This window comes from Rosistilla carotiformis (genome assembly GCF_007753095.1).
In the GTDB taxonomy this organism is placed as follows: domain Bacteria; phylum Planctomycetota; class Planctomycetia; order Pirellulales; family Pirellulaceae; genus Rosistilla; species Rosistilla carotiformis.
The window spans coordinates 4,709,113-4,735,420 of record NZ_CP036348.1 but is presented as its reverse complement, the minus strand read 5'-3'; the positions used below and the strand labels follow the sequence as shown (position 1 = coordinate 4,735,420).

The window sequence follows — 26,308 nt, the reverse complement described above, 5'->3', positions numbered from 1 at the left end:
AAACAAAAAAACACCCGATCGAATTCGACCGGGTGTTTTTATGTAACCTATATACTTGCGGGGATCACACAAAACATGTGTTTCCCGAGTGGAACTATTCGCGAGGGCGAATCGCTCCGGTCAGGCCGCTATAATCAACGCGGTCGGATCCGTGCCACAGTGGTTGGCCCAGTTCGACACGCTTACGCAGTACTTCGATCTTTTCGGACGAGCCTGCGGGGGCATCGGTCTCTTTGAAGTCGTTCCAGTCTTGAGGAACGAAGTCTTCATCGTGGCCGTAGCGAAGGATGGCTTCAAATACGTTCTTACAAACAGTCATTAATCTTGTCCTCTCACCGAGATCAGTATGCACTCCGGCACTGATTTCGGCACGTGATAGCTTATCGCATCGTTCTTCCGTGGATGCGCTAAAATCTGCCTCCCACAGGCAGATAGATGTGTCAATGGGAGTTGGGGGCTGACCGTAGATTATCGATCGAAGCTTGATGCATTATTCATAATTCATTCCCAGAGTCAAGTTTTTTGTTTGGTGCATTTTCTGCCCCAAGGGGAAATAGACACGATCCCGGCGAAAATTGAGTGAAGCTAGGTAAATATTAAGAAAATCGCGTGGGAATTCAAAGAAAAACCGACGCGACTGGGGATCGGATGTTGCCATAGAGGGGGCTTTCTGAATGGTGGATGTTTTTCCTAAAACGCGCTGTGGCGGAAGTTAATATGCCTTAGTGGGCCATTTGGGCGTCAAGAGGGCTTGTGAGGCGTTGCGGTTTCCGGGTTGGAATGCTTCCCTTGGGTAAAATGCTGCGATTCTGCGGTATACTCGCTGCGACGACAAAAATAGATCCAGAATGTTTTCGGACGGCTGCCGCCCTAAAATGCCTATTCGGACTAGGTTCCCTGTTGCGTTGTCGCGTCCCGGTGATGGACCTCGACGGCAGCGTGCGCGATCGACAGGTCATCGGGAAGCATCTTTTTAAACTCCCCCGGTGAAACTGGGTTGGATGACACAATAATGATCTCGGTTGCGTAGAGTCCGGGGCCGATCGACCAAACGTGCAGGTCGACAACATCGTGGTCGTCGTCTTCGATCGCATGCCGGATGCGATCCAACACAGGGTCGGTTGCCTGGCGGTCCAGCAGAACATCGCTGGTGGTTCGGATCAGGCTGATCGACCATCGTGCCACGACGACGGCGCCTACAATTCCTATGATAGGATCGAGGAAAGCCCAGCCAAAAAACTTTCCCGCCAGCAGGGCGGCGATGGCCAGGACGCTGGTCAACGCGTCGGCAAGCACATGCATGTAAGCGGCTTGCAGATTGTGGTCATGATTGTGACTGCAACCCGATCCGTGCCCGTGATCGTGTTGGTGTCCTAGCACCAGCGCACAGATCGCGTTGACAACCAGGCCGACCACCGCGACGAGGATCGCTTCGTTGAAAGAAATTTCCACAGGGTCGATCAGCCGGTGGACACTTTCCCAAACCATTAGTAGTGAGAAAACCCCCAGCAGCAACGCGCCGGCAAAGCCGCCCAGTGCGTTGACCTTTCCGGTTCCAAAGCTATACCAGGTGTCGTGGGCGTAGCGGCGAGCGTACATGTACGCGAAGACGGAGATCGTCAACGCAGCGGCGTGCGACGCCATGTGCAAACCGTCGGCCAACAGGGCCATCGAATCATAGACCTGGCCGGCGATGATCTCGATCACCATCATCGCCAAGGTGATCGCAATCACCACGATGGTCCGCGATTCCCCAGGCTTCTTTTGGTCCTGCCCAAAAGAATGGTCGTCGTGCCAGTCTGCCAGCTCTTGATTGCTCATCGTGTCGCACGATTTCCATTGTGAAGGGGCGCAGGTCCGCCGCGGCGGATCGACGATCTTATCATAAGGCGTTCGGAAGCCCTTGGCGTTTGATTTGCGGTTCCGATTCGCGGTCGCCGTCGGGGCCGCGTGGAATTTGCGTCGATTTTTGAGGATCGTATTGATTTTTCACCTCGCTCGAAATAGTCTCGACTGTATTGCCAAAAGGGCGCAGTTTGCCCAGTGTGAGCATGTTGAAGCCGCAAGGGATCCTTTGATGACTAATTTGAGAGTATTTGCCTGTTCGCTCCTGTTTCTGTGTGGCTCCATCGCGAGCGCTCAGAACGATGCTGGGATTCAGTATCAGGGCATCGATTCGTCGCTGGCCCAGCAGTGGGTGCACGTCGATTCCACCGGGGCGGTTCATGGCCAGATCGATGTGCCTGCGGCAGGTGGCCTGCGACGTGCCGACCTGGCGCGGATCGCTTTGGTTCCGTTGGGCGTCGGTGAAGGGGCGGCAACGCTGCGTGGCAAGGCGACCTTGGAGGGGAGCTTTACGATTCAAAACGTGCCAACCGGAACCTACGCGTTGGTGGTTCACAGCAGCAGCGTGACGGCGTCGTACGTGGTGCATGTTCTGCCCGCCAGCGATGAAGGGGCATCGGGTCCGTTGCAAGTTTTGGCCGCTCGCACCAGCAGCGCGTTTGTCATGCAACGTGTCCGCAGCTACATCCCGTTGCAATCGGCACTGCCTTACTCGGTTCACCAATTCGACGCCGATCCGATTGCCAATCGCAAGCCCACCGGCGAAGGACAGGTGTTCGCCAACGCAGCCGGTTCGGTTACCGGTCGCTTGGCATTGCCCGTCGGCAAAGATGGCAAGGCGCAACCGCTGCAGAACATGAACGTGATCGTCGTCCAAGGGGACAAATCGGTTGCGATGGCGACCGTTGACAGCGACGGTGGGTTTACGATTCCCAAGCTGACTCCCGGATCGTACGGGTTGGTTGCCGCAGGGGAATCGGGTTTTGCTGTCGTTGGCTTTGAGTTGACCGTTCCGACCACGGCATCGCGATCGGCTGACGCAGTGCGATTCGTTTCGTTTCACGCCGCTGCGGTTGGCGAAACGGAACTGAACGTGGAAGTCGTCCCTGGCTTTGCCGTCGACCAATTGGAAGATGAATTGCAACGCGACGAGAAGGGCGAACTGGAAGAGGTTGGTGAAGGCGTCGTGTTGGACGAATTCGGATGGCCAGTCGATCCCAACGCTGCCCAAATGGGGCCCAGCCCAAGCACTGCAGGTTCGGCACAAGCAGGCACCACCGGTGGTGGCGGCGGTGGCGGTGGCGGTGCGGGTGGCCTGGGAGGGCTTGGTGCAATCGGGCTAGCGGCAGCCGCACTGGCGGTTCAGAACAGCGATAACGTCGCGAGCCCTGCGAGCCCATAGGCTGTGCAATCGGGCATCGTTCGCCGTGAGCACCGGATCGACAAAGGTTTGTCCGGCATCGCGGGATGCCCCTGCAAACTCGAGACGCCCCGTTCGTGGGGCGTTTCATTTTGCCCTATCGAAACGACTCCCACCGCGGCCACTTTGATGGCCGCTTTTTTTGTCTTGCCCTACGACAATAATCCTTCGGAACTTGCCAGCTACCGTCGGCTGCGTTAACTTCGGGGATCGACAAAACCAGGCAATCTTGGGGCTATCGATTCGCGGACCCCCAATGTCGGTTCCCACCTGCGATCTGCTTGCGTCGCGTTGGTTCGTCCGCCAAGATTTGTTGCTCGACCGACACCTCGTTGAAATCGTCTCACCTGTCCCTTCTTCACGGATTTGATCGAATATGAGTTTAGATACAGCCATTGCCGAGGCCAAAGCGAAGCTGGACGCTCACACGCATGAGATCGTTCAGTGGCACTTCCACGAATCGACTGGAAGCCCGTTTTGGTTGGAGAAGAAGAGCGAGCTGAATTTTGATCCGTTGACCGAAGTGAAGTGTTTCGACGATCTGAAGAAGTTCCCTCTCTTTGAAGACGATTGGTTGCGTGGCGGTCCGGTACGCCGTTGGGTTCCCAAGGGTTACGAAAACGAACCGGTCTACGTCTTTGAGACCGGTGGCACAACCGGCGTCCCCAAGAGTCGTGTTGTGATGCGCGATCACTGGATCGATTACGAAATGTTCAGCGACACGCTGCCCGAGGAGCATTTCCCCAAGGGAGCGAACTGGTTGATGTTGGGCCCAAGCGGTCCGCGACGCTTGCGGTTGGCTGTCGAGCACTTGGCACAGCATCGCGGCGGGATCTGCTTCTGCGTCGATCTCGATCCACGTTGGGTCGTCAAGCTGATCAAAAAAGGCTGGATGGAACATCTGGAAGAGTACAAAAAGCACTGCATCGACCAGGCGATCACGATCTTGACCGCGGGTCACGACATCAAGTGCATGTTCACGACGCCCAAGTTGTTGGAGTCGTTAGGCGATGCGTTGGAAGAACGCGGCAGCAGCATCCAAGAAATGGGCATCAAGGGGATCTTCTCCGGCGGCACCGAGTTCACGCCACAGTGGACGCGGTACGCGGTCGAGGAATTGTTAGGCGGTTCGCCCGAAGAGGGAGGCGTCTTCATGACGCCAACTTACGGCAACACGCTGATGGGACTGGCTTGCAGCAAGCCGATCACCGCGGCCGACCAGTACAAGATCAGCTACTACGCGCCGCAACCGCGCGCGGCGACCGAAGTCGTTGAGTTCGAAGATCACACGCAGGTCGTCGGCATGGGGGGCACCGGACGCGTGAAGTTGTATACATTGACGAAAGAGTTCTTTGTGCCCGGTTTCCTGGAACGGGACGAAGGCGAACGCGAAGCTCCGTTCGACAAGTTCCCTTGGGACGGTGTCAGCGGCGTGCGTCCGTTCCACGAATTGGCATCGTCGACGACCGTCGGCGTTTACTAAGTCGAAGAACCTTTCCATCTCCTTACGCCTCCGGTTTGCGGAGGCGCACGAATCGGCAGCCTGCGAGAAAACCATGTTACAATTGCCCGCTCTGCGTTGGGGAAAACCTTACGAATCGCTCGAAAAGCAAGAAGTCGTTCACTTCAACACCGGCGAACCGATCGCAATGGTCAACCAGGTCGGTGGCGGGATCGTGCAACGCGATTTGCGAAAATCGCAGAACGCGCGCGACGCGCTGCGAAAAATCCCCACCGATGAATTGATGGGGATGTGCAAGAAAGCGGCTGAGTTGTTCGAGAACGCCGAGTTGCCGATGGGCGATTCGACGCAGACCGTCGACCAGTTCGTGCACCAGCAATCGGCCAGTACCGGTTTGCCCGAACACATGTGTCGCGCCAACCTGAAGAAGAATTCGTTCTGTTTGGCCAACATGGACAAGATCCTCGACGCGCTCACCCGCGGATTGGATCGCAACATCTTTGCCCGCGGCTACGGCGAAGAGGGTCGCGGCGTGATCGTCAGCTACCAAGCGACGACTCCAATCCTCGGGGCCGTGTTGCCCAACAATTCGCCCGGCGTGCACACGTTGTGGTTGCCCGCGGTCGCATTGCAGGTCGGCCTGGCGCTGAAGCCCGGTTCGCAAGAACCGTGGACTCCGTATCGCATGGTCGCCGCATTTATCGAAGCGGGTGTTCCAGCCGAAGCGTTTTCGCTGTACCCCGGCGGACACGACGCTGGCGGCGCGCTGTTGGCGAAATGCTCGCGATCGATGGTCTTCGGCAGTGCGCAAACGCTCGCTCAATACGCCGACAACCCTCGCGTCCAAGCCCACGGCCCCGGATTCTCGAAGATCATCCTGGGAGACGATGTCGTCGACCAGTGGGAAGATTATCTGGACATGATGGTCGAAAGCGTCGCGATCAACTCGGGCCGCAGCTGTATCAACTGCTCGGGCATCTGGGCCAGTCGCCACACCCGCGAGATCGGCGAAGCGATCGCCAAGCGGATCGGCCCCATCGACGTTAAACCGCCATCCGACCCAACCGCCGAATTGGCTGCGTTCACGATGAAGCAGATGGCGCTCGGAACCTGGGCGATGGTGGAACAGGATCTCCAAGAAGCGGGCGTCACCGATCTGACGGCCGAATACGGTGATAAACTGATCGAAAAAGAGCGCTGTGCCTACCTGCGACCGATGGTCGTGCACGCCGATTCCCCCGATCGCGGCGTTGCGGCAAAGGAATACATGTTCCCGTTCGTCAGCGTCGTCCAATGCCCTCAAGCCGACATGTTGCGTCGAATCGGGCCAACTTTGGTTGGCACCGTGATCACCAACAACGAGGATCTGATCCGCCAAGCGGGGGACAGCACCGATATCGATCGCTTGAACATCGGCCCGATCGCGACAAACCGCCTGAATTGGCTGCAACCGCACGAAGGAAACATCATCGATTTCCTTTACCGATCGCGTGCATACCAGGTTGCTGAGACCCCGGTTGCCGCGGCGCAGGGTTAATTTCTCGACTGGCATCGAAGGCCAGCTTCCACGCCGACCGTGCAAGATTGTCGCACGGTAGGCGTCCCGGACAGCGAACCTAGGCGGCTTAGGGGCGTCTTAGTGACTGTTGGCGAGGTCCATTCGCAGGCTGTTGCGCAATCATTCCCGCTAAAAAATCGCAGGCCGGATCTCTTACCCATTTGCCGGAAACGCTGCATCCGGCATAGAATGTGATTGCTTTTGGCGGAAAAGAGCCGAATCAAGTCGGCGATTTCTGAAATTTGCTTTACTTCCGCCCGCCCGTTTTTTCGATACAACCCCTACAGACTCACCTTTGCATCCACGCAGGACGATAGGCTCTCATGTCGGTACAACCTGAAGGTCAGCTGATTGCTGACAAGGAAATTTCCGAGGTCGATGGAATCACGGTTCGCCTAGCTGGCGATTCGGGTGACGGCATGCAATTGCTGGGCACTCAATTGACCAACACCAGCGCGCTGCTGGGTAACGACGTCGCGACGTTTCCCGATTTCCCCGCCGAAATTCGTGCCCCGCGTGGTACGCGAGCCGGCGTCAGCGGGTTCCAGGTTCAATTCGCCAATTCGGAAATTTTCACTCCCGGCGATACGTTGGATGCGTTGGTGGTGATGAACCCCGCCGCGATGGTCACCAACATTGCCGATCTCCGCCGCGGTGGACTGTTGATCGTCAACGAAGACGGCTTCGATGCGAAGTCGTTGAAGTTGGCTGCGTTGACCGAAGATCCCGTGACTGAGGAAATCGAAGATCGCTACCGCGTCTTCAAAGTGCCGATGACCAAGTTGACTCGCGATGCGGTCAAGGAACTTGGGCTGGGCATGAAAGAAGCCGACCGTTGCAAGAACTTCTTTGCGATGGGGTTGGTGTATTGGTTGTTTGGGCGTTCGTTGGAACCGACCCTGCGATTTATCGAGAACAAGTTTGGCAAGAAGTTGCCCGACGTTGCCGCTGCGAACGAGAAGTCGCTTCGCGCGGGCTGGGCGTTCGGCGAAACGACCGAAACCTTCGGGATCACTTACCGCGTTGCACCGGCCAAACTGAAGCCGGGAACCTACAAAAACATGATGGGCAACCAGGCTTTGGCTTGGGGCTTGTTGGCGGCTGGAAAACGCAGCGGCAAGGACGTCTTTTACAGCGGCTATCCGATCACGCCCGCCAGCGACATCCTGCATGAACTGAGCCGATACAAGCATTTTGGAGTGCGTACATTCCAAGCCGAAGACGAGATCTCGGCCTGCTGTGCTGCGATCGGTGCTGCGTTTGGTGGTGCGATGGCCGTGACCGCCAGTAGCGGACCGGGAATCGCGCTGAAAGCCGAAGCGATGGGCTTGGGCTTCATCTTGGAACTGCCGTTGATCGTGATCAACGTGCAACGCGGCGGACCCAGCACCGGGTTGCCGACCAAGACCGAACAGAGCGATCTGTTGCAAGCGATGTTCAACCGCAATGGTGAATCGCCGCTGCCAGTGATCGCGGCTCAAAGCCCTGGCGACTGCTTCGATGCGGCGCAAGAAGCTTGGCGGATCGCAGTGAAATTCATGACTCCCGTGATCCTGTTGTCCGATGGCTACATCGCCAACGGTAGCGAGCCGTGGAAAGTGCCTGACGCGAATCAGATGGAACCGATCGTGGTCACCCATCCGCCGGATGCGGCCGAAGGGGACGCACCCTTCATGCCGTACGCTCGCAATGAAAACCTGGCGCGTCCGTGGGCGATTCCCGGAACGGCCGGACTGATGCACCGCGTGGGCGGTCTGGAAAAGGCAGATGGTAGCGGCGCCGTCAGCTATGACCCCGACAACCATCAATTGATGACCGACAAACGGGCTGCAAAGATCGAAGGGATCGCCAACGACATCCCGCTGCAAGAAGTCTTCGGCGAAGAATCGGGTGATGTTTTGGTGATCAGCTGGGGCGGAACCTACGGGTCTTGCCACACGGCGATCGATCGTTGCCAGCGCGAAGGGTTGAGCGTATCGCACGCTCACATCCGTTACATGAATCCAATGCCCCGGAACTTGGGCGATCTGATGCGATCGTTCCGGAAAGTCCTGGTTCCTGAATTGAATTCGGGTCAGCTGCGGATGTTGTTGCGTGCGAAGTACTTGGTCGATTGCATCGGCTTCAACAAGGTCAAAGGCAAGCCGTTTAGCGTGACCGAGCTGATGGATCAGATCCACTCGATCGCTGAAAAACCGAATCTCAATGGCAAGCAAGTCGATTAGCCCATCGGCTGACCGACCGTGGTGACATCCAATAATCTACGTCCTTTCAACTCTATAGATTCCATGAACTTACCTGTTCTAAAAGCCGCCGATTTTGCCAGCGACCAAGACATCCGATGGTGCCCTGGATGTGGCGATTATTCGATCCTGGCCCAGATGAAGAAAGTGCTTCCCGAATTGGGAATCGCCCGTGAGAACACGGTCTTCGTCAGCGGTATCGGTTGCAGCAGCCGGTTCCCGTACTACATGAACACTTACGGGATGCACAGCATTCACGGTCGTGCACCAACGTTTGCGACCGGATTGAAATCGACGCGCCCCGACCTTTCGGTCTGGGTGATCACCGGGGATGGTGACGCGCTGTCGATCGGTGGCAACCACTTCATCCACGTGTTGCGCCGTAACTTGGACATCAACATCGTCCTGTTCAATAACCGGATCTATGGGTTGACCAAGGGGCAGTATTCGCCAACCAGCGAAGAGGGCCAGGTGACCAAGAGCACGCCGATGGGATCGATCGATCATCCTTTGAATCCATTGAGCGTGGCGATCGCTGCCGAGGCGACCTTCGTCGCCCGTTCGCTCGACGCGCACGTCAAGCACTTGGCCGATACCCTGAAGCGTGCTGCCGCACACAAAGGGACCTCGTTGGTTGAGGTTTATCAGAACTGCAACGTCTTCAACGACGGTGCGATGGCGTACGCTCAAGAAAAGAGCCAGCGATTGGAAAACACGATCGAACTGGAGCATGGCAAGCCGTTGATCTTCGGCACCGATCGCGACAAGGGAATCCGCCAGGTTGGCACTCAATTGGAAGTCGTCAACTTGAAGGATGTTGCGGAAGACGATCTGTTGTTCCACGACGAAAAGGCGATGGATCCGTCGCTGCACTTCCTGCTCAGCCGCATGCGTCACCCGGTGATGCCCGAACCGATCGGCGTCTTCCGCGATGTCGAAGGGGTGGCGACCTACGACGAACAGATCAACGGCCAAGTTGCTGCAGCGAAGGCCAAGCATGGCAATGGCGATCTGAACGCCCTGTTCAATTCGGGCGACACCTGGGAAGTCGCTTCGTAATCGAGACGCCTTTGGGCCCGCTCCACAATGCACCCGCCCGGCAAAGCTGGGAGGGTCGAAGAATAAGCGTTTAGCGAGTTTTTCGTGGAGGGCATTCGCCCAGATCAAGGCGGCCCCGATACTTCGTGACGCCCCTTTCCGAACAATGCTTCGCGCGTTCGTCCCTCCCCTGCAAACTTCGTTTGGGGAGGGTGAAGTATTTCCGAAAGCATCGAAAAGACGGCAATGCAATTCACCCGCCCGGCAGATGTCGGGAGGTTCGGAAAACAAGTGCGAAGCGAGTTTTACGGTGAGGGCGTTCACCCGGATCAAGGCGTGCCCGATCCCTTGTGACGTCCCTCCGCGAACAACGCTTCGCTCGTTCGACCCTTCCCCGCAAACTTGGTTTGGGGAGGGTGCATTCCGACGCGATAGCAGCCACAATTCGAACGAACGAGTTCCCCCGGCCGTCCGCTCAGTCGAACAGGGACACCGGTGCTGTCTGAAATCGCAATCTACATACTCCAAGCAGGAAGATCTTTTGGACGCAGCGACCTCGACGCCAAGCCAGCCGACGCGAATGATCCATCTGTTTACCGACGGGGCGTGCAGCGGTAATCCGGGACCCGGCGGATGGGCGTATGTTTTACGCGACCTGCAGAGCGGCACGGAGAAGGAGTGTTCGGGCGGCCTGGTGGAAACGACCAACAATCAGATGGAGATGTTGGCCGTGATTCGCGGTTTGCAGGCGCTGAAGCGTCCCTGCAAAGTGACGCTTTATTCGGACAGCAGCTACGTTGGGCAAGGGCTCAGTAAATGGATGCCCGGTTGGAAGCGGAACGGTTGGCGTCGCAAGGTGGGATCGAAGTTCGCGGAACTGAAGAACGCCGATCTTTGGAAAGAACTCGATCGCCAGTTGCAGGTCCATGCGGTGACCTTCGAGCATGTCAAAGGCCACAGCGGTCATGAAGAGAACGAACGTTGCGACCAATTGGCGGTCGCGGCGTATCAACAATTTTTGTGAGCTCGCGGTTTAGTGAACGGGGCGGATCGCTTCGGCCTGCCGCAGCAGTCGGTTTTGGCGATGCCGGAATCGTTGGGTCAGCCAGCGGACTTCGCTGTCGAGTCGCTGCTGTGCGATGGCCGACAGCAGCGGTTCTGTCGACGACGCGACGGGCTTTGTTTCCGCGATCGACTTCGGGGGCGGCAAGGGGCGGTGGGGGCCTAACTTGCCTTGCACAAACGCCTGCTGCAACTGCTTGCGATCGGTTGGCGTGCCGACAGCGATGGACAGCGGGTTGGACCATTGCAGCGGGCATGTTCCCCGCAGCGTGTCGCCGGTTCGCGATCGCGCTTGATCCATCGCCACGATCCGTTGTTCCGCTTCGCCAATGTTGCTGTCTAACAGAAGGATCCATTGGGACGCATTGCGTTGGTAAAACAGCTCATGCATCTCGCAATGGCTTTGCAGGAAGCGGTCGAGGTTGCGAGTCGGTTCGGTCGGCATCGCTTGGACCGCGCTCACGCCAACCATCGCCACGCTGTGTGGGTAGCGTGGCGGCGGTGTTTCGATGGGCAGCGTCTGCACTGGGGAGACATTCGGTGTGCTGCGACGGGTCGGACGGATGCGTTGTCCCGCGGGCTGCGGAATGGGGGATGTTGCAGCGTTTGTCGTCTGGATGCTTTCGCGCCAGCGGGAGAAGCTGTCGACCACCGCGGAGGCGCCGCCGGTGGGCAATTCCAGGCTGAACCGTGCGCCTTGCCCATGGGCACTGACAACATCTAGCTGTGTGAAATGTAAGGCAGCGATCTGTCGACAGATCGACAGCCCAAGCCCGTGACCATCCAATTGGCTGACGCCGCGTTGGGAAAGTTGGGACCATTGTTGCGGGGCGATCCCTGCGCCGGTGTCTTCGACCGACAAACGCATCCGATCGCCACTGCGGGCCAGTTCGGTCCGCACGGTCACTTGGCCCGATTCGGGAGTGGCACGGAGCGCATTGTCGATCAAGTTCACCAGCAAACGTTTGACCTTGTCGGCGTCGGCAAACATCGCCGGCAGATGACGCTCGAAACCTATCCATTTCAAACCGATGCCACGGCCTCGGCGGGTTGATTCGATCAACGGTTGGACTTGGGCTGGAAGCTCGCACGCCGCGATCCAGTCTCTGGCGATCCGCGGGCTTCCGGTTCGGACGCATTCGAAATGCAGCATGTCGTCGATCAGACGCTGCATGTCGTTGCATCGTGCCACGACCGCTTGGAGATGTTGCTTTTGTTCGGCGGAAATCGGGCCTTCGATCCCATCGGCGACCAATTGCGTCAGCTCACGAGCCGCGGCCAGCGGCGATCGCAAGTCGTGAGCGGTGTCGGTCAACAGATGTCCGGCAAAATCCAAAGCGACGCGTTGTTCGTCGTTCGGCTTGGCGAGATGGCCCGTAAGGCCGGCCTGAAACATTGACAACTGCGGCATCGAATTCATCCCTGTTCGATTTTATGGTGAACGTGTCCGCTATTCTGGTTCGGCAAATCTTAGCGGCTGGGTGCGATTGAAAGCTTGGAGAAGACGAACCATTCGATGGGCCTGTTGAAGAAAAACGAATGTGCCGGTTGGATGGCCCGCGTGTGCGGATCTCCGTAGCGTTTGCGGTCGCCTTGGGGGGCCCCCCAGTTTGCGAACGCGGGTTCCCTTGGTCCGGCGTTTCTGAGAAACTGACGTTCCGATTTACCTTTCCTGACCAATCGAGTTGGAGGATGGCCGCGTGCCGCCGGAAATACGTCGAGCGTTCCCATGGTTCTTGATTGGTGTCTGCGGCTGCGCGGTGATTTGGGCGCTTTCGTTTACGACACTGGAACCCGCCGATTTCGCCTTTCAAAATGGCGATGATGTCAAGACACTCGATCCGGCCCGAGCCACCGGAGAACCCGAGCACAAGATCTTGCAGGCCCTTTTTGAAGGTCTGCTGCGATCGGTTCCTGAGGGGCCGGTCGACGAGAACGGCCTGCAAGCGGTGACCGTTGTGCCGGGGATGGCCGATCTGCCGGAGATCTCTGAGGACGGCCGCACGTACACATTTCGTATTCGTGAAGGGATGTTGTGGTCCGATGGGACTCCCGTCACGTCGGAGGATTTCGCTTGGTCGTGGCAGCGGGTGCTGCACCCCGAAACGGCGTCGGAATATTCGTCGCAGCTGTATTACGTGGTCGGCGGCAAGGAATATAACACCGGGGAAATCAAAGTGGGCGACCGCGTGGAGGCGGAACTGAGGGACCGCCCGGGAAGCCCCGATCCGTTGCAACCGTTCCCGCGGGGAACCGTTTTGCATGGGGTGCTGAAGTCGATCGAAAAGCCTGAGCGGCCGGAGATCGAAGACGAATCGAGCGACCTTGGCAAGTCATTACTTGCCGATTGGCAGGAATCTTGGGTCTATGCGATCGACGTAAAACCGGTGGGCGATCAAGGGATCGATTGGGATGCCGACGGGGAGCTGCGGTACTTCACCAAGCAGCCCGGCGGCGGCAGCTTTGCCGACGGGACGCTCGAATCGGTGCATCAGGTGTTGATCGATTTTGCGAACTTCGGTGGCGTGGCAACTCCCGACGACAAAACGCTGGTCGTCCAATTGAACGAACCGACTCCGTTCTTTTCGTACCTGACAGGTTTCTACACGTTGTTTGCCGTGAACCGCGCTTGCGTTGAAAAGTTTGGGGCCCCGGCGTGGACGAAATCGGAGAACATGGTTTGCAACGGGCCGTATGAATTGGAGTTTCGTCGGATTCGCGATCGGATTCGGTTGCGGAAGAACCCGTATTATTGGAATACCGACGCGGTGGCGCTGGATCGGATCGATGCCTACAGCGTGAAATCGCAGACAACCGCCTTGAACATGTACTTGAAGGGGCAACTGCACTGGGCGTCGGATGTTCCGTTGTCGGTGATCGAAGAGATCCAGCAGCGCGACGATGCCAAGGTCGGTGTTTCGCTGGCGGTCTATTTCTATCGACTTAACACCAACCGCAAGCCGTTGGATGATGTTCGCGTTCGCCACGCGTTGAACCTGGCGATCGACAAGCAGCAGATTGTGACCGAGGTCACGCGGGCCGGGCAAATCCCCGCCGGCAGTATCGTGCCACCGTACCTGACCGAATACCAGAGTCCTGAAGGGGAAGGGTATGATCCCGAGCGGGCGCGTCAGTTGTTGGCCGACGCAGGTTTTCCCGGAGGCCGCGGAATGCCCACGCTCACGATTTTGTACAACACCAGCGAATCGCATCGGGCGATCGCCGAGGTGATCCAACAGCAGTGGCAGAACAATCTGAACGTGAAGGCTTCGCTGGAGAACATGGAGTGGGGGACCTATTTGGACAAGGTCTTCACGGTCGATTACACGATCGCCCGTGGCGGTTGGAACGGCGATTACCCCGATCCGAATACGTTCTTGGATATGTGGACGACGGGAAATTCGCACAACAGTACCGGTTGGAGTCGACCGGAGTACGACGAATTGATCGCGCGATCGCAAGCCGCCAGTGGGGAGGAACGGATGGAGTTGTTGCGGGAAGCGGAGTCGATCTTCTTGGAGGATCTTCCGGTCATTCCCCTCTATTTTTATACGCGGACCAATTTGTTTAGCCCGGACTACGCAGGTTTTGAACCGAACGTGATGGACCAACATCCGCTGCACCTGATTCGGAAACGCGAACGCATCGATGAATGACCGTGTGCCTCACCCCGCGGACCGCGAAGACGGTTTGTTGGCCAGTTATGCGATGCACAGCAATGATTCGCTGGGCCGCAAGCATGCCGAACCAACCCATCCCTATCGGGGGCCGTTTCAACGCGATCGCGATCGGATTCTGCACTGTTCCGCATTCCGCAGGCTGGCCGGCAAGATGCAGGTCTTCACCGGCGACATGGGGGATTACCATCGCACGCGTTTAACGCACACCTTTGAGGTGGCATCGATCGCGCGAACGATCGGTCGCGTGTTGCGATTGAACGAGGATCTGATCGAGGCGTTGGCGTTGATGCACGATATCGGGCACCCGCCTTATGGCCACTGTGGCGAGGATGTGTTGCACGATTGCATGCGGCAAGCGGGCGGGTTTTCGCACAATCAGTTTGCGCTGACAATCGTCGAAGATTTGGAGCAGCGATTTAATCGCTTCAGCGGGCTGAACCTGTCGGCCGAAGTGCTGGCCGGTCAAACCGAGCGAGCCAATAAGCATCAACCGGCCGATGTCACCGCGCCGCTTTTGGAAGTGCAGGTGGTCGATGCTGCCGATTCGATGGCGTATGACGCCCACGACATCGACGACGCGGTCCAGTTGGGCTTGCTGACGATTGAAGAACTTTCCAAGGTGCCATTGGTCGATCGAGCGCTGCGATCGATCGAAGCGAAGTATCGCAACCTGCCTCCGAAACAGTTGCGTCCGGCGCTGGTGCATGAATTGGTCGATCTGCAGGTGAGTAATTTTCTTGAGCACAACATTCCGCGGATTCATGCGGCCCAAGGCAAGACGGCGGCGGAGGTGCGTGCCGAAGGATTGCGTGTGGAAGAGGATCCGGCGTTCCGTGGCGAGCGCGGGGAGTTGGAAAAGTTTCTTTTTGAAAACATCTACCGTCATGCGCGGCTGTTGGAAATCCGTCGTTCGGCCGGCGAGCGACTGGAGCAATTGCATTCCCGCTTAGTGGCCGATCCGAATCGGTTGCCGCTGCGCTTCCGTCAGCGTGCGACCACGGTCGGACCGATCCGCGCGGTTGGTGAATATATCGCGGGGATGACCGATCGGTTCTGCGATCTACAGCACGAGTATCTGTTCTCGGGGCCCGGGCCGTTGGCCGATTGGTAGCGCGGCGGTGAGACGATTTGCGCTGCGGGAACGTCCGCCCGGCGTTGGGGGCGGCGACCGTTTCGATCACGCGGGTTTCCCGTCTGCATTGGGATTTGAACAAAGTTGCCCAGTTCTCCCGTATAGTAGCGGATCAGAATCTAACGCAAAAATCATCTGTTTTATGCTTCGCCCCAAGGATGTTTGGGGAAGGATGATTTATGATTAAGCACGCAATATTGCTTCCGACGGTTCTATGAACGAATTAGGTATAAGGCCAAGTTATTCTTGGCCGCGGGCAACTACCTATTCCCCCACCCCTGCGATGCATCTGTCGCTTTACCTGATTGATCGTTTCGGAAGTTGGCGAACTTTTACGCGGTGGAATCGCCCCACCATAAGAAACACTTATAGATAGGCAAGGTAAAAACTAATGAGTCTGCTCCTCTTACGCGCGGTCTTCCTGCTGGTGGCCGGCGGGATCTCCGCATTAATTAACTATGCGGTGCAAGCGGCCAATTCTTCGTTACAGGTGACGACCCCCTCGTGGGTGCCCTGGGCCAATTTCTGCATCGTGATGGGGCTGGCGCTGGCCGTGATCGCTATCGATGTCTTTGTTCCCACAAAGCGGATCGATGCGATTTCATCGATCTATTTTGGCTTGTTGGTGGGCGTTTTGCTGACCTATGTGCTGACCATTGCGCTGGCCCCGTTGTTGGCCGAACACATGCAGACGCCCGTTCGCTTAGTGACGGGCATGGTGCTGTGTTATATCTGCATCAGTCTGTTATTGCAGACGAAGGACGACTTTCGATTTATCATCCCGTACGTCGAATTTGTTCGCGAGGTGAAGGGTTTCAAACCGTTGATCTTGGACACCAGCGTGGTGATCGATGGCCGGATCGAAGATTTGGTCGGGACCGGGATCTTCGACAACCAATTGATCATGCCTCGGTTTGCCTTGAGCGAATTGCAGGGGATCGCCGACAGCAGCGACAAATTGCGGCGCGCCCGCGGTCGGCGCGGACTGGATGTGCTGAACCGGTTGCGCGCCAACGACGCGGTGGATTTGCAGATCTTCGATCGCGATCTGCCGGAGTTCGCCGGGCAGGCCGTCGATTTGAAATTGGTGCTGCTGGCCAAACACCTTGAAGGCAAGGTGGTCACGGGGGACTTCAACTTGAACAAAGTCGCCAAGATTCACAACGTGCCGGTGATCAACCTAAACGAAATTGCGAACTCGCTGAAGCCGATGTATTTGCCCGGAGAGCAGTTTCAATTGAAGGTGATCAAAGCGGGCGAAGGACAAGATCAAGGGATCGGTTACCTGGAAGATGGCACGATGGTTGTCGTCGAAGGGGGGCGTGACAAGATCAACAAGGACCTGATGGTCACGGTCACCAGCACGCTGCAGACCAGTGCCGGGCGAATGATTTTCACGCGGCACGACGTGTGAACGCGATTGGGTGGATGTGCCCGATGGGGAACCCGTGAGATTGGTTTCCCTTGACGCCTGTTTGGTGGGGTCTTGCCTGCCCGTCATAAACGTTGGAGACGATTCGCAGCCGATGGGAAGTTGCGTGCGAACCATTGGTTTTTTCTTAACCGAATTGTCGCGATGCTATCGTGCGGTTAAGATGCGAAGCGAATCGTTTGGAGTTATGTTTCGAAATTTGGTGCGTGGAGACACCCCTTGATGAGTACGGCGACTAACGGCGAAGCAACAATAACCGGAACGGCTCGATTGAGCGTTGGCGATACTCACATCGACATGCCAGTAATCGAAGGTACCGAGCACGAACGGGCTGTCGACATCAGCAAACTGCGGGGTGAGACCGGTCTGATCACGATCGACGAAGGTTTTGTGAACACCGGCAGCACGACCAGTTCGATCACCTATCTCGATGGTGAAAATGGAATCCTCCGCTATCGCGGGTATCCGATCGAGACGTTGGCCAAGAATTGCGATTTCGTAGAGACCAGCTATCTGCTGATCTACGGCGAACTGCCAACGGCGGATCAATTGAACGAGTTCCGGTCGTCGATCCGCAAGCACACGATGATTCACGAGGATATGCGTTCGTTTTACAACGGCTTTCCTCGCGACGCCCATCCGATGGCGATCCTGTCGAGCGTGGTCGGCGCGTTGTCGACCTTCTATCAAGATTCGCTGGACCCGCACGATGCGAAAGAGGTCGAAATTTCGATCCATCGCTTGTTGGCTAAGCTGCCAACCATCGCGGCTTACAGCTACAAAAAATCGGTCGGCCAACCGTTCCCTTATCCGAACAACGCGTTGACCTATTGCGAAAACTTCCTGGAGATGATGTTCGGCACGCCCGCCGAAGACTATCACCCGGATCCCGATTTCGTGAAGGCGCTGAATCTTTTGTTGATCGTTCACGCCGATCACGAGCAAAATTGCAGCACATCGACCGTTCGGATCGTCGGCAGCAGCAACGCCAACCTGTTCGCATCGATCTCTGCTGGCATCTGCGCCTTGTGGGGACCGCTGCACGGCGGTGCAAACGAAGCGTGTGTGAACATGCTGCAACAGATCGCCGACGATGGGGGTGATGTTGAAAAGTACGTCCGCATGGCAAAAGACAAACAAGACGGCTTCCGTCTGATGGGCTTTGGTCACCGCGTTTACAAGAACCGCGATCCGCGTGCGATCATCATCAAAGAAGCATGCGACACGCTGCTAGCCAAGATGGACATCAAGGATCCATTGTTTGACGTAGCCCAGCGATTGGAAGAAGTCGCGCTGCAAGATCCTTATTTTGTCGAGCGGAAGCTTTATCCGAACGTCGATTTCTATTCCGGCGTCATCTATCGTGCGATCGGGATTCCAGTGCAGATGTTTACTGTGCTGTTTGCGATGGGGCGTCTGCCCGGTTGGATCGCCCACTGGGTCGAAATGCACAATTCGCCCGGCACGCGGATCGGCCGTCCTCGCCAGGTCTACACGGGGCCGACGCAGCGCGACTTTGTTCCGATCGAAAACCGATAATCGCGAGTGGGGCGATTGCTGGCAAACATAAGTTGGCCGAAATCGACACATTTCTAAACTTTGGCTCAAGTCGACGTTGACGAGTGTGGGAAATTTTTCCCAAACTCCCGTCGCTTGATGTGATGGCTCCCCGATCGTGAGAACGATGCGTTGGGGGGCATCCGGCAAGTTCTGAACGAACATGTTTCCAAAGTTTTCGTGATCGCCCTCATGATTTCATTCTCTACATCGCGTTGCCCGACGGTTTCGCCTGATACGTTCTCCGGTTATCCGTTGCGTGTGGGGTGGAGCCTGTTTGTGGTTATCTGGCTGATGAGCAGCATTGCGGTCGCGCAGCCTCCTTCGTCGAACCAATCGGCGGACATGTGGCGTCCCTACCGCAAGCCGGGGACCGCGGTTCCTAATCGCGATACGCAGCCGCCGGCGAAGCCTGCGACGCAGGAATTGCCCCGCCGATCGACCAACGACCCATTCGCGGATGATCTGTCGGGTGGTGACATTGCGCCACCGACCGACAACGCTTCGCAGGAGGGCGGCGCGGCGGCAGGGTCGCAGATCGCGTTGGCCTCGCACGAAGAAGAATCGCTACCGCAGGAGCCCGCGCCGTTTCAGATCCCACCGGGATTGGACGTCCCGCCGTCAGCGAACCTTGTCGGTGCCGGGAATCCAGTGGGACGCGTTGCTCGGGCCAGCTTCGATCCGATGTTGATCGAATCGATGGATGGCGAGGTGTATGAAGACTATGGAGGCGAAGGGGCTATTGTCGGTGGTTGCGCCAATTGTGGAGGCAATTGCGGCGCGTCGGGAATCAACTACTGCCAGGCCACATGGACCTTCAGCGCCGAATATCTGCTTTGGTCGATGTCGGGGTTTGATATCCCCGCGTTGGTAACCAGCAGCCAAGCGGGGACGCCCCGCACGGACGCGGGAATTCTGGGCGAACCGAACACGCGGGTATTGTTTGGCCAGCAGACGGTGGTCGATGGCACCCGATCGGGAAGCCGGTTTTCGTTAAGCCGCGTGCTGGATCCTAGCGGGATGAAGACGATCGAATTGAGCTATTTCTTTTTGGGCAAGACTAGCGATTCGTTTAACGCCAACAGCGACGGTGCCGGGATTCTGGCGCGTCCGTTTTACAGTGTCGAATCGGGGGCGATGGGGCCCAATGCGGAATTGGTCGCATTTCCCGGCGTGCTGGAAGGAAACATCTCCGTTTCCGCTAGTACGCAGATGCAAGGAGGTGGGCTGGTGGCTTATCAAGTGATCGATCGCAGCGATTGCCGTCAGATCCGCCTGTTCGCTGGCTACAACTATCACGAACTCGAAGAATCAGTACAGGTCCAAGATTTCAAACGAACACTGGACTCATCGTTGGGGCTGGCTGTAGGAACCACGATAGCAGAATCGGACCGGTTCGATACCGACAACCAGATAAGCAGCTTTGTCTTGGGGGCGGACTTGCACGCCAGGCATCGTCGCTGGTCGGTCGGGATGATGATGAAACTAGGCTTCGGCAACAACCGCGCAACGGCGACTTTGGATGGAAGCACGACCACGACCGTGCCGTTGGCGGGCGGAGACGACGTCAGTACCGTCAACACCGGATTGTTGGTGCTGGAATCGAATCGTGGCGTGTACGAAGGGAATGAATTCACGATGATTCCACAGCTGGGGCTGGACGTCGGGTTTCAATTGACACGCGGCTGGTCGGCGCACGTCGGGTACGACTTTATCTATTGGAGCCGTGTGGTCCGGCCTGGGGACCAGATCGACACAAATTTAAATCTCAGCCAGTTGGCGGCCGGCGGACTCAGTGGGTTGCCAGCCCCCACCATGCCTTGGAAGGTCAGCGATTTGCGGGTTCACGCCGTCGATTTCGGTTTGCAATTCGCGTACTAGAGAATTCATCGTCATTCTATTGACCCCGCGGTCCTATAATCGCTACCGTCACCGCATGAAGTGGATCGCACCTCCTATCGAATCTTCGCCCCTCCTAAGTTTGCTGCTTAGCGTCGTTGCGATTGTTGCGTTGCCTGGAAGCCTGCCAGCCGACGATCAGCCAACCGATCAATCGACGGTGCTATTGAATAACGATCAAGTGCTCTTTGGTCGGGCTCAGCAAGAAGGCGACCGGATCGTCATCGAACAAGCCGACGGCGGGATTATCCGGATGCCTGTTGATCGCGTGTTGTGTTGGGGGCCGAACTTGAAGGCGCTCTACCAATTCCGACTCGATCAACGCGACCGTCCCAGCATTCGGAACCATCTGATCGATGCACGCTGGTGTTTAAACAACGGCTTGTATCGTGAATCGGCAAACGAATTGATGCAGGTGTACGAGTTGTCGCCCGGAAATGGGGAAGCACAACGCTTGGAACAACAGCTGCGATTGTTATCGGATAACGTCCAACAGGTGACTGCCGAAGAGCCCGCGGTGGCGCCGCGTGTTGCCGATCATGTCCATATCTCACCGTTGGCAACGCAACAGTTCACGCGTGTCGTTCAACCGATCTTGATGAATCGTTGCGGTGCGTGCCACGACAGCGGAAGCGAAGGAAAGTTTTCGTTGCTGCGTCTGCCTGGCATCAGTCGCGTTTCGGCGTCGATGACGCACCGGAATCTGCAGCACGTGGTCACTTGGATCGATACCAGCGACCCGATGAAGAGTCCATTGTTAGAGTATTCGCAGCGTGGGCATGGTGGTTCCGATGAGGCACCGCTTGGGAAATCGCAAGCCAGTGCATTCGCAAGCCTCGCCTATTGGTGCAGCCAGTTCGCCATCGCGCCGCCGGCAGCCGAACCGAGTGCGATGCCCATTCCCACCAGCGCCGCCATCAGTCCTTTCGACCAGCAGCAAGCCAACGCATCGTTGGTCGCTGTCGATGCGATGCCAACGCCGCAGCAGAATCCGCTGCCGGTCGAACCGGCGGGGGAATCCCAGCCGCAACGTTTACCAACGGTTGTCGATCCGTTCGATCCTGAGATCTTCAACCGCAAGCATCATTCGCAACGCACCCGCTAGGTCGGTGCCCCTTGGGTTGCGAGGGCCTCTTAGAACGCGATGTTCATCCGCACGCCGGCGACAACCGCCGGATCCAGTTCTTTGCGAGCTTGCGAAAGGACTTGGAAGTCGGGCGTAATCGTGATCGCTCGAGTCACAGCGACGTTGTAGAACAGTTCAACACCTTGGCCGTCACCAATCGGACCGGCAACGGTTTCTAACAAGGGGCCCACTTTGTCGCTGGTTCCGGAGTAGTAGTATCCGACGCCAAACGAATCGGCGGTTCGACTTCGCAAGGGGCTCGATCCGCCCAAACCTGCCGATAGGAAGTATCCGATCGGATTGGTCGATTCGTCGGCGATGCCGGCGCGAGCAAAGTAGCCCCAGCCTCGCGACGGGTTACGCGAATCGGAAACCAGATACTGATCGCAGTTCCAGTACAGCGACCACGATCCGGCGTGGCGTTCGATGGTAACATCGGGAAGAATGATGCGAGGATCTTGTCCGATCGAAACATAGTCGCGGCTGCTCCAGGTTCCACCAAACAGTTGATGCCCGGGCAGGCCAAAGAAGTTGGTTGGCAGACGCAATTCGGTCGACAGGGTCACCCCTTCGCTGAACAGCTCGCTGAAGCCCGTCGTGTTGGCGGTGTCTGTCGGGTTCAGGACCAGGAACGTCAACAGCGGTTCGCCTTCGTTCAGGAATGCAAACCCGGCCCCCAGGGTCGAATAGGGGACGCTGCGAAGCGCGATCGACGAACTGACAAAGGCCATGTTGGAGAACTGACGAACGCCGCGGCCGTGCGCGAATGCGTTCATGTCACCATCAAGCGTGTCCATCTTTCCGGCGAACATGATGAAGTTCTCCGACAGGGCTTGCGTTACCAAGACGTTGGTCAGGTAGACATGTTCGCTGTCGGAGACCGGAAGGTCTGCGGCGATCGTGGCAGGCAACAGGGCGCCAGTGATTTGCGAAACGGAGTCGCCCATGCGATGTTCGGCACGTAGCTTCAGGAACAGGCCTTCTTGAACGCCCATCTTGCCGAAATCGAAGTTCATTACGTAGTCGCCGTGCCGCGCGTAATCGAATCCGGTTTCGAGGCCGCCGCTGGTGTTCCCCATGTAGAACTGGGTCACGTTGTTTTGCATCGTGATCCCGCAATCGGCAAATGATGCGCGGATCCGGTGGAGCGATTTGCAAAGCTCACACGAACCAAGCCCTTCGCACCCAAGGCAACCGCAACCGGCGTCGACGGCGCAACCGTCGCACCCGCCGCAGCCATCGCACCCGCTGTCGCAGGAAATTAGGGGGGGGCAATCGCATGCGTTGGTCTGTGCGAAGGTCGGAAGTGGGCTCCCAACGATTCCAAGTAGCAACACGAGGAGAGTGGGGATCCCAGCCCATGCGGTGCCCATCAAGGGCGCGAACTTCCGTGTTCGGTCCGTCATTGCAAATGCCTGTAAGTGTATCGATGGTGAGAACTCCGGCTGTCTCTCATAGCTAGCCGGATCGAGGGGGTTGCCCCTTCCTCTAGACGTTAGTTCCCGTCGAATAGCTCTATCGGAGCGTGTTGGCGATTTTTCGAAGAATGCTGTGCGAATCGGTTGAATTGCGGCCAGCCCACTCGGTCCAAGTTCGGCTTTTGTGGGTTGAGGGGTTTTTGATACGCCGAGCGTGTGCAGTTGTAGCAAAGCGAGGTGTTGGTGGGTTGTGCCGATGGTGAGGATGGGGCCGTTTGCTCCCCCTACTTTTGGTCAGAGAGGCGATTCGGGTTGTAACGGTTTTAGGACCTTGAACCGCTTGGATGAACTATCTCGTCGGTTCATTGCGTTCTGGATTTGACTTGAGAATTCGGGCAAACAGACTCGGCAACGTTGGCTTGTGTTGGCGGAAGTTAGCAAATTCGGATGTTTGTGCCCGCCAACGGCGTGCCAGGACGCGATTTCTTGTCAGCGATTCTCAGGGCGGGCGGCGTCTGGGAGCCCTCTGATTTTCAATCTTGAACCACTTTGTAAACCTTCGAATTTTGCCATGACTACCTTGCTTCTGTCACATGCGGCGACCGTCGAACGGACTCCAGAATTGCGGTTGGAACCCGAGGTTGCAATCTATTTAGGGAAACGATTGCTGGTGCAAAGGCTCGCAACCTCGCTGCCGTTGGTTGCGGTGGATGCTGCCGTTGTTGTCTCTCTGATCACGATCTTGGAAGCGCTGGTTGGATTGCCCGTCGCGTTTGAAAACGCTTCGTTGGGCACGGTGATGTCGGGCAGTTTATGTTGGGTGCTTTTGTTGGCTTCCTATCAACTGTATCCGGCGATCGGGCTGAATCCTGCGATCGAATTGAAGCGGTACACGTGTGCTTCTTCGATTGCGACATGTTTGTTGGCGATTGGAGTTCTAGGATTTTCAACGTTCGATTCTCATAGCGTGACGATGTTGGCAATGCTTTGGGCAGGCAGTGTCGTGGCTTTGCCCGCCGCACGCTGGGTGGCTCGCCGACAACTCGCACGAACCACGTGGTGGGGGATGCGATGTGTGGTCGTGGGCGAATCGGCAACCGAATACTTCAACGGCCAAAGCCCCTGGAATTTGGCAAAGCTTGGCTACCGAGTGCTTGGCTACGTTCGCTGTTCGGATCCCTACTGGGAAAGCTACGATCACGACAGCGGAGGTTTGGAGTACCTGGGGCCGACCGCTGAATTGCACGACATCTGTCGCTCTGTCGGCGCACCGAGTTTGCTGGTTTCCGACGACCAGAATGATTTTTCCGAGAAGGCGATGGGGCAGCTGGGGCTGCACATTCCGCTGATCGAGCGTTTGGAATTTTCTTCGGGCGGCTACAGCCAAGAGCGTTGTCCCGGTCTGTTTCCATTGTCGCACACCGAAAACGGGCTGTTGCAGCCAGGGAATTTGCTGCTGAAACGCTGCCTCGATTTGGTCGCGGTTATCGCGGCGACCCCCGTCTTGATTCCGGTGATGGTGGCGATCGGTCTTGCGATCAAATTGACTGCCCCGGGACCGATCTTCTACCGGCACCGCCGTGTGGGGCGGTACGGACGCGAAATCCAGGTCTGGAAGTTTCGCACGATGGTTCAAAATGCCGACCAAGTTTTGCAACAGCATTTGGACGAGAATCCGCAGTTGCGACGTGAATGGGAGCTCGACCACAAGCTGAAAAAAGATCCGCGTGTCACGCGCGTCGGAGCGATTTTGCGGAAGACGAGTCTCGATGAATTGCCTCAATTGATCAACGTCTTGATGGACGAAATGAGTCTCGTCGGGCCGCGTCCGATCGTATCGGCCGAAGTCGAAAAATATGCGGAAGCCTACCCGCTTTACATCGCCGTTCAGCCAGGTCTGACCGGCCTGTGGCAAGTCAACGGTCGCAACAACACGACGTACGAACGACGCATCGAACTCGATCGCCGCTATGTCAGTTCATGGTCGGTGTGGCTGGATTGCTACATCCTGTTGCGAACGATCAAGACCGTCGCATTCTGCGAAGGGGCTTACTGATTCGACGCGACTTCGAGTCGCCTTGAGGCGGTGCTTTCGGACGTGCCGTGTGATGAAGGTTGCGGTTGGAGTTCGTGATTTCGCGAGGTAAAGCTGGCAGGCAACTGGAGTCGTCGCGGGGGAGACGCTACGATGCGCTTGCCGTGCGGGAAAATTGGCAGTCTTGCCACGCCGCGGTGGCTTTTTCCCAAGCATAGGACTTTAGATGCCAGCGGAGCGATTCGGATCGATGTCGACACGTATTGAAAAACTGCGCAATTTGTTGGCCGACCAAGCCGTCGATTGCTTGTTGGTGACGGGCGAAACCGATGTCCGCTATCTTTCGGGGTTCACCGGCGACAGCAGCTATCTATTGGTCTCCGCCGATCGGTCGGCGATCCTCAGCGACCGTCGCTACGAAACACAAATTGCGGACGAATGCAGTGGGTTCGAAGCGTTTGTGCGTGGCCCCGATCGAACGATGACGCAATTGGTCGCTCAAGCAATCGACGACTTCGCCGCCGAAACGATCGGTTTGGATGCAAACGACATCAGCTGGGCCGCGGTGGAAGGTTTCCGCGACGCGCTATCCAACAAGAACTTGATCGCGACCAACGGGCTTGTCCCGCAGTTGCGGCAAATCAAGGAACCCGACGAGATCGCGACGATCCGCGAAGCGGTACGGATTGCCGAACGGACTTTCAACGCCATTGGATCGACCTTGCGATTGGGGCAGACCGAACTGGAGATCGCCCACGAGGTCGAACACTGGATCCGTTACTTCGGTGGCCAAGGTTGCGGGTTTGCCACGATCGCAGCGATCGGTCCCAACGCGGCGCTCCCGCACGCCCACCCTGGCCAGCGACGCGTCGGCGAAGACCCTGCGATCCTACTTGATTGGGGGGCTCGGTTCGGCGGTTACACGAGCGATTTGACACGGATGATGGCCATTGGCGGGCCATCGCCAGAAATGGCCGAGATTTATCCGGTTGTTTTAGACGCACAGCTGGCGGCGATCGAGGCGATCGGTCCGGGGGTGGAATTGAAAACCGTCGACGCTGCGGCACGCAACGTGATCGCCGCAGCCGGCTTTGGCGACTATTTCAGCCACAGTTTGGGGCATGGGATTGGTTTGCAAGTGCATGAATCTCCGCGGCTTTCGGCGATTTCCGAGGGGAGATTGCAGCCTGGCATGGTCGTGACCGTCGAACCGGGGATCTATTTTCCTGGCAAAGTGGGGGTGCGGATCGAAGATGACGTCTTGGTGACCGAAAATGGCCACGAAGTCTTATCGAGTTTGCCAAAGGGTCTCGATGATTGCACCGTTATCCTGTAAAAAGTGACCCGGTGTGAAATCCGCGTGAACCCAATCAGCGGCATTCCAGAAATCAGGATGTCGGC

At 57.2% G+C, this 26,308-nt stretch carries 18 protein-coding genes; 14 read left to right on the top strand and 4 right to left on the bottom strand.

Annotated features, from left to right (window positions below):
- Positions 1-94: 94 nt before the first annotated feature.
- Entirely contained in the window at positions 95-319 is a 225-nt protein-coding gene (locus Poly24_RS17110; protein WP_145098045.1) for a hypothetical protein, read from the bottom strand.
- A gap of 569 nt (positions 320-888) precedes the next feature.
- Positions 889-1,821 (bottom strand): CDF family Co(II)/Ni(II) efflux transporter DmeF, encoded by a 933-nt coding sequence (dmeF, locus tag Poly24_RS17105; protein ID WP_145098042.1) that lies wholly within the window; start codon positions 1,819-1,821, stop codon positions 889-891.
- Positions 1,822-2,077: 256 nt separating this feature from the next.
- On the opposite strand from dmeF, the gene Poly24_RS17100 reads away from it, so the two are divergent.
- The 6 genes from Poly24_RS17100 (at position 2,078) to rnhA (ending at position 10,590) form a co-directional block, all read left to right on the top strand.
- Positions 2,078-3,247 (top strand): carboxypeptidase-like regulatory domain-containing protein, encoded by a 1,170-nt coding sequence (locus Poly24_RS17100; protein WP_145098038.1) that lies wholly within the window; start codon positions 2,078-2,080, stop codon positions 3,245-3,247.
- 394 nt (positions 3,248-3,641) lie between these two features.
- Positions 3,642-4,748, top strand: a complete 1,107-nt coding sequence (locus Poly24_RS17095; protein ID WP_145098035.1) for a hypothetical protein — start codon at positions 3,642-3,644, stop codon at positions 4,746-4,748.
- Positions 4,749-4,821: 73 nt separating this feature from the next.
- Positions 4,822-6,264: an aldehyde dehydrogenase family protein gene (locus Poly24_RS17090; protein ID WP_145098031.1), complete on the top strand. Its 1,443-nt coding sequence runs from the start codon at positions 4,822-4,824 to the stop codon at positions 6,262-6,264.
- 344 nt (positions 6,265-6,608) lie between these two features.
- Complete coding sequence (locus Poly24_RS17085; protein ID WP_145098028.1) at positions 6,609-8,510, top strand: 2-oxoacid:acceptor oxidoreductase subunit alpha; 1,902 nt, start codon at positions 6,609-6,611, stop codon at positions 8,508-8,510.
- Positions 8,511-8,573: 63 nt separating this feature from the next.
- On the top strand, positions 8,574-9,587 hold the full coding sequence (locus Poly24_RS17080) for a 2-oxoacid:ferredoxin oxidoreductase subunit beta (protein ID WP_145098025.1): 1,014 nt from the start codon (positions 8,574-8,576) through the stop codon (positions 9,585-9,587).
- A gap of 520 nt (positions 9,588-10,107) precedes the next feature.
- Entirely contained in the window at positions 10,108-10,590 is a 483-nt protein-coding gene (rnhA, locus tag Poly24_RS17075; RefSeq protein WP_231753194.1) for a ribonuclease HI, read from the top strand.
- A gap of 9 nt (positions 10,591-10,599) precedes the next feature.
- On the opposite strand, the gene Poly24_RS17070 is transcribed toward rnhA, so the two are convergent.
- Positions 10,600-12,039 (bottom strand): sensor histidine kinase, encoded by a 1,440-nt coding sequence (locus Poly24_RS17070; RefSeq protein WP_197451980.1) that lies wholly within the window; start codon positions 12,037-12,039, stop codon positions 10,600-10,602.
- A 289-nt stretch (positions 12,040-12,328) separates the two neighbouring features.
- On the opposite strand from Poly24_RS17070, the gene Poly24_RS17065 reads away from it, so the two are divergent.
- From Poly24_RS17065 to Poly24_RS17040, 6 genes are all read left to right on the top strand, one after another.
- Positions 12,329-14,284, top strand: coding sequence for a peptide ABC transporter substrate-binding protein (locus Poly24_RS17065; RefSeq protein WP_145098019.1), 1,956 nt, complete (start codon positions 12,329-12,331; stop codon positions 14,282-14,284).
- Positions 14,277-15,419: a dGTP triphosphohydrolase gene (gene dgt, locus Poly24_RS17060; RefSeq protein ID WP_145098015.1), complete on the top strand. Its 1,143-nt coding sequence runs from the start codon at positions 14,277-14,279 to the stop codon at positions 15,417-15,419. Before Poly24_RS17065 ends, dgt begins: the two co-directional genes overlap by 8 nt.
- Before the next feature lie 412 nt (positions 15,420-15,831).
- Entirely contained in the window at positions 15,832-16,854 is a 1,023-nt protein-coding gene (locus Poly24_RS17055; protein ID WP_145098012.1) for a PIN/TRAM domain-containing protein, read from the top strand.
- Between the two features lie 240 nt (positions 16,855-17,094).
- Complete coding sequence (locus Poly24_RS17050) at positions 17,095-18,411, top strand: citrate synthase (protein ID WP_145098009.1); 1,317 nt, start codon at positions 17,095-17,097, stop codon at positions 18,409-18,411.
- 210 nt (positions 18,412-18,621) lie between these two features.
- Positions 18,622-20,310: a BBP7 family outer membrane beta-barrel protein gene (locus Poly24_RS17045; RefSeq protein WP_145098006.1), complete on the top strand. Its 1,689-nt coding sequence runs from the start codon at positions 18,622-18,624 to the stop codon at positions 20,308-20,310.
- A 55-nt stretch (positions 20,311-20,365) separates the two neighbouring features.
- Complete coding sequence (locus Poly24_RS17040) at positions 20,366-21,433, top strand: hypothetical protein (protein WP_145098003.1); 1,068 nt, start codon at positions 20,366-20,368, stop codon at positions 21,431-21,433.
- A 29-nt stretch (positions 21,434-21,462) separates the two neighbouring features.
- Here the strand turns inward: Poly24_RS17040 and Poly24_RS17035 are convergent, their stop codons facing one another.
- Positions 21,463-22,560: a carbohydrate porin gene (locus Poly24_RS17035; protein ID WP_231753193.1), complete on the bottom strand. Its 1,098-nt coding sequence runs from the start codon at positions 22,558-22,560 to the stop codon at positions 21,463-21,465.
- Positions 22,561-23,443: 883 nt separating this feature from the next.
- On the opposite strand from Poly24_RS17035, the gene Poly24_RS17030 reads away from it, so the two are divergent.
- Both Poly24_RS17030 and Poly24_RS17025 read left to right on the top strand, forming a co-directional pair.
- Entirely contained in the window at positions 23,444-24,928 is a 1,485-nt protein-coding gene (locus tag Poly24_RS17030) for an exopolysaccharide biosynthesis polyprenyl glycosylphosphotransferase (protein ID WP_145097998.1), read from the top strand.
- A 229-nt stretch (positions 24,929-25,157) separates the two neighbouring features.
- Positions 25,158-26,243 carry a M24 family metallopeptidase gene (locus Poly24_RS17025; RefSeq protein WP_145097994.1) on the top strand — a complete coding sequence of 362 codons (1,086 nt, stop codon included), beginning with the start codon at positions 25,158-25,160 and terminating at the stop codon, positions 26,241-26,243.
- Positions 26,244-26,308: the final 65 nt, after the last annotated feature.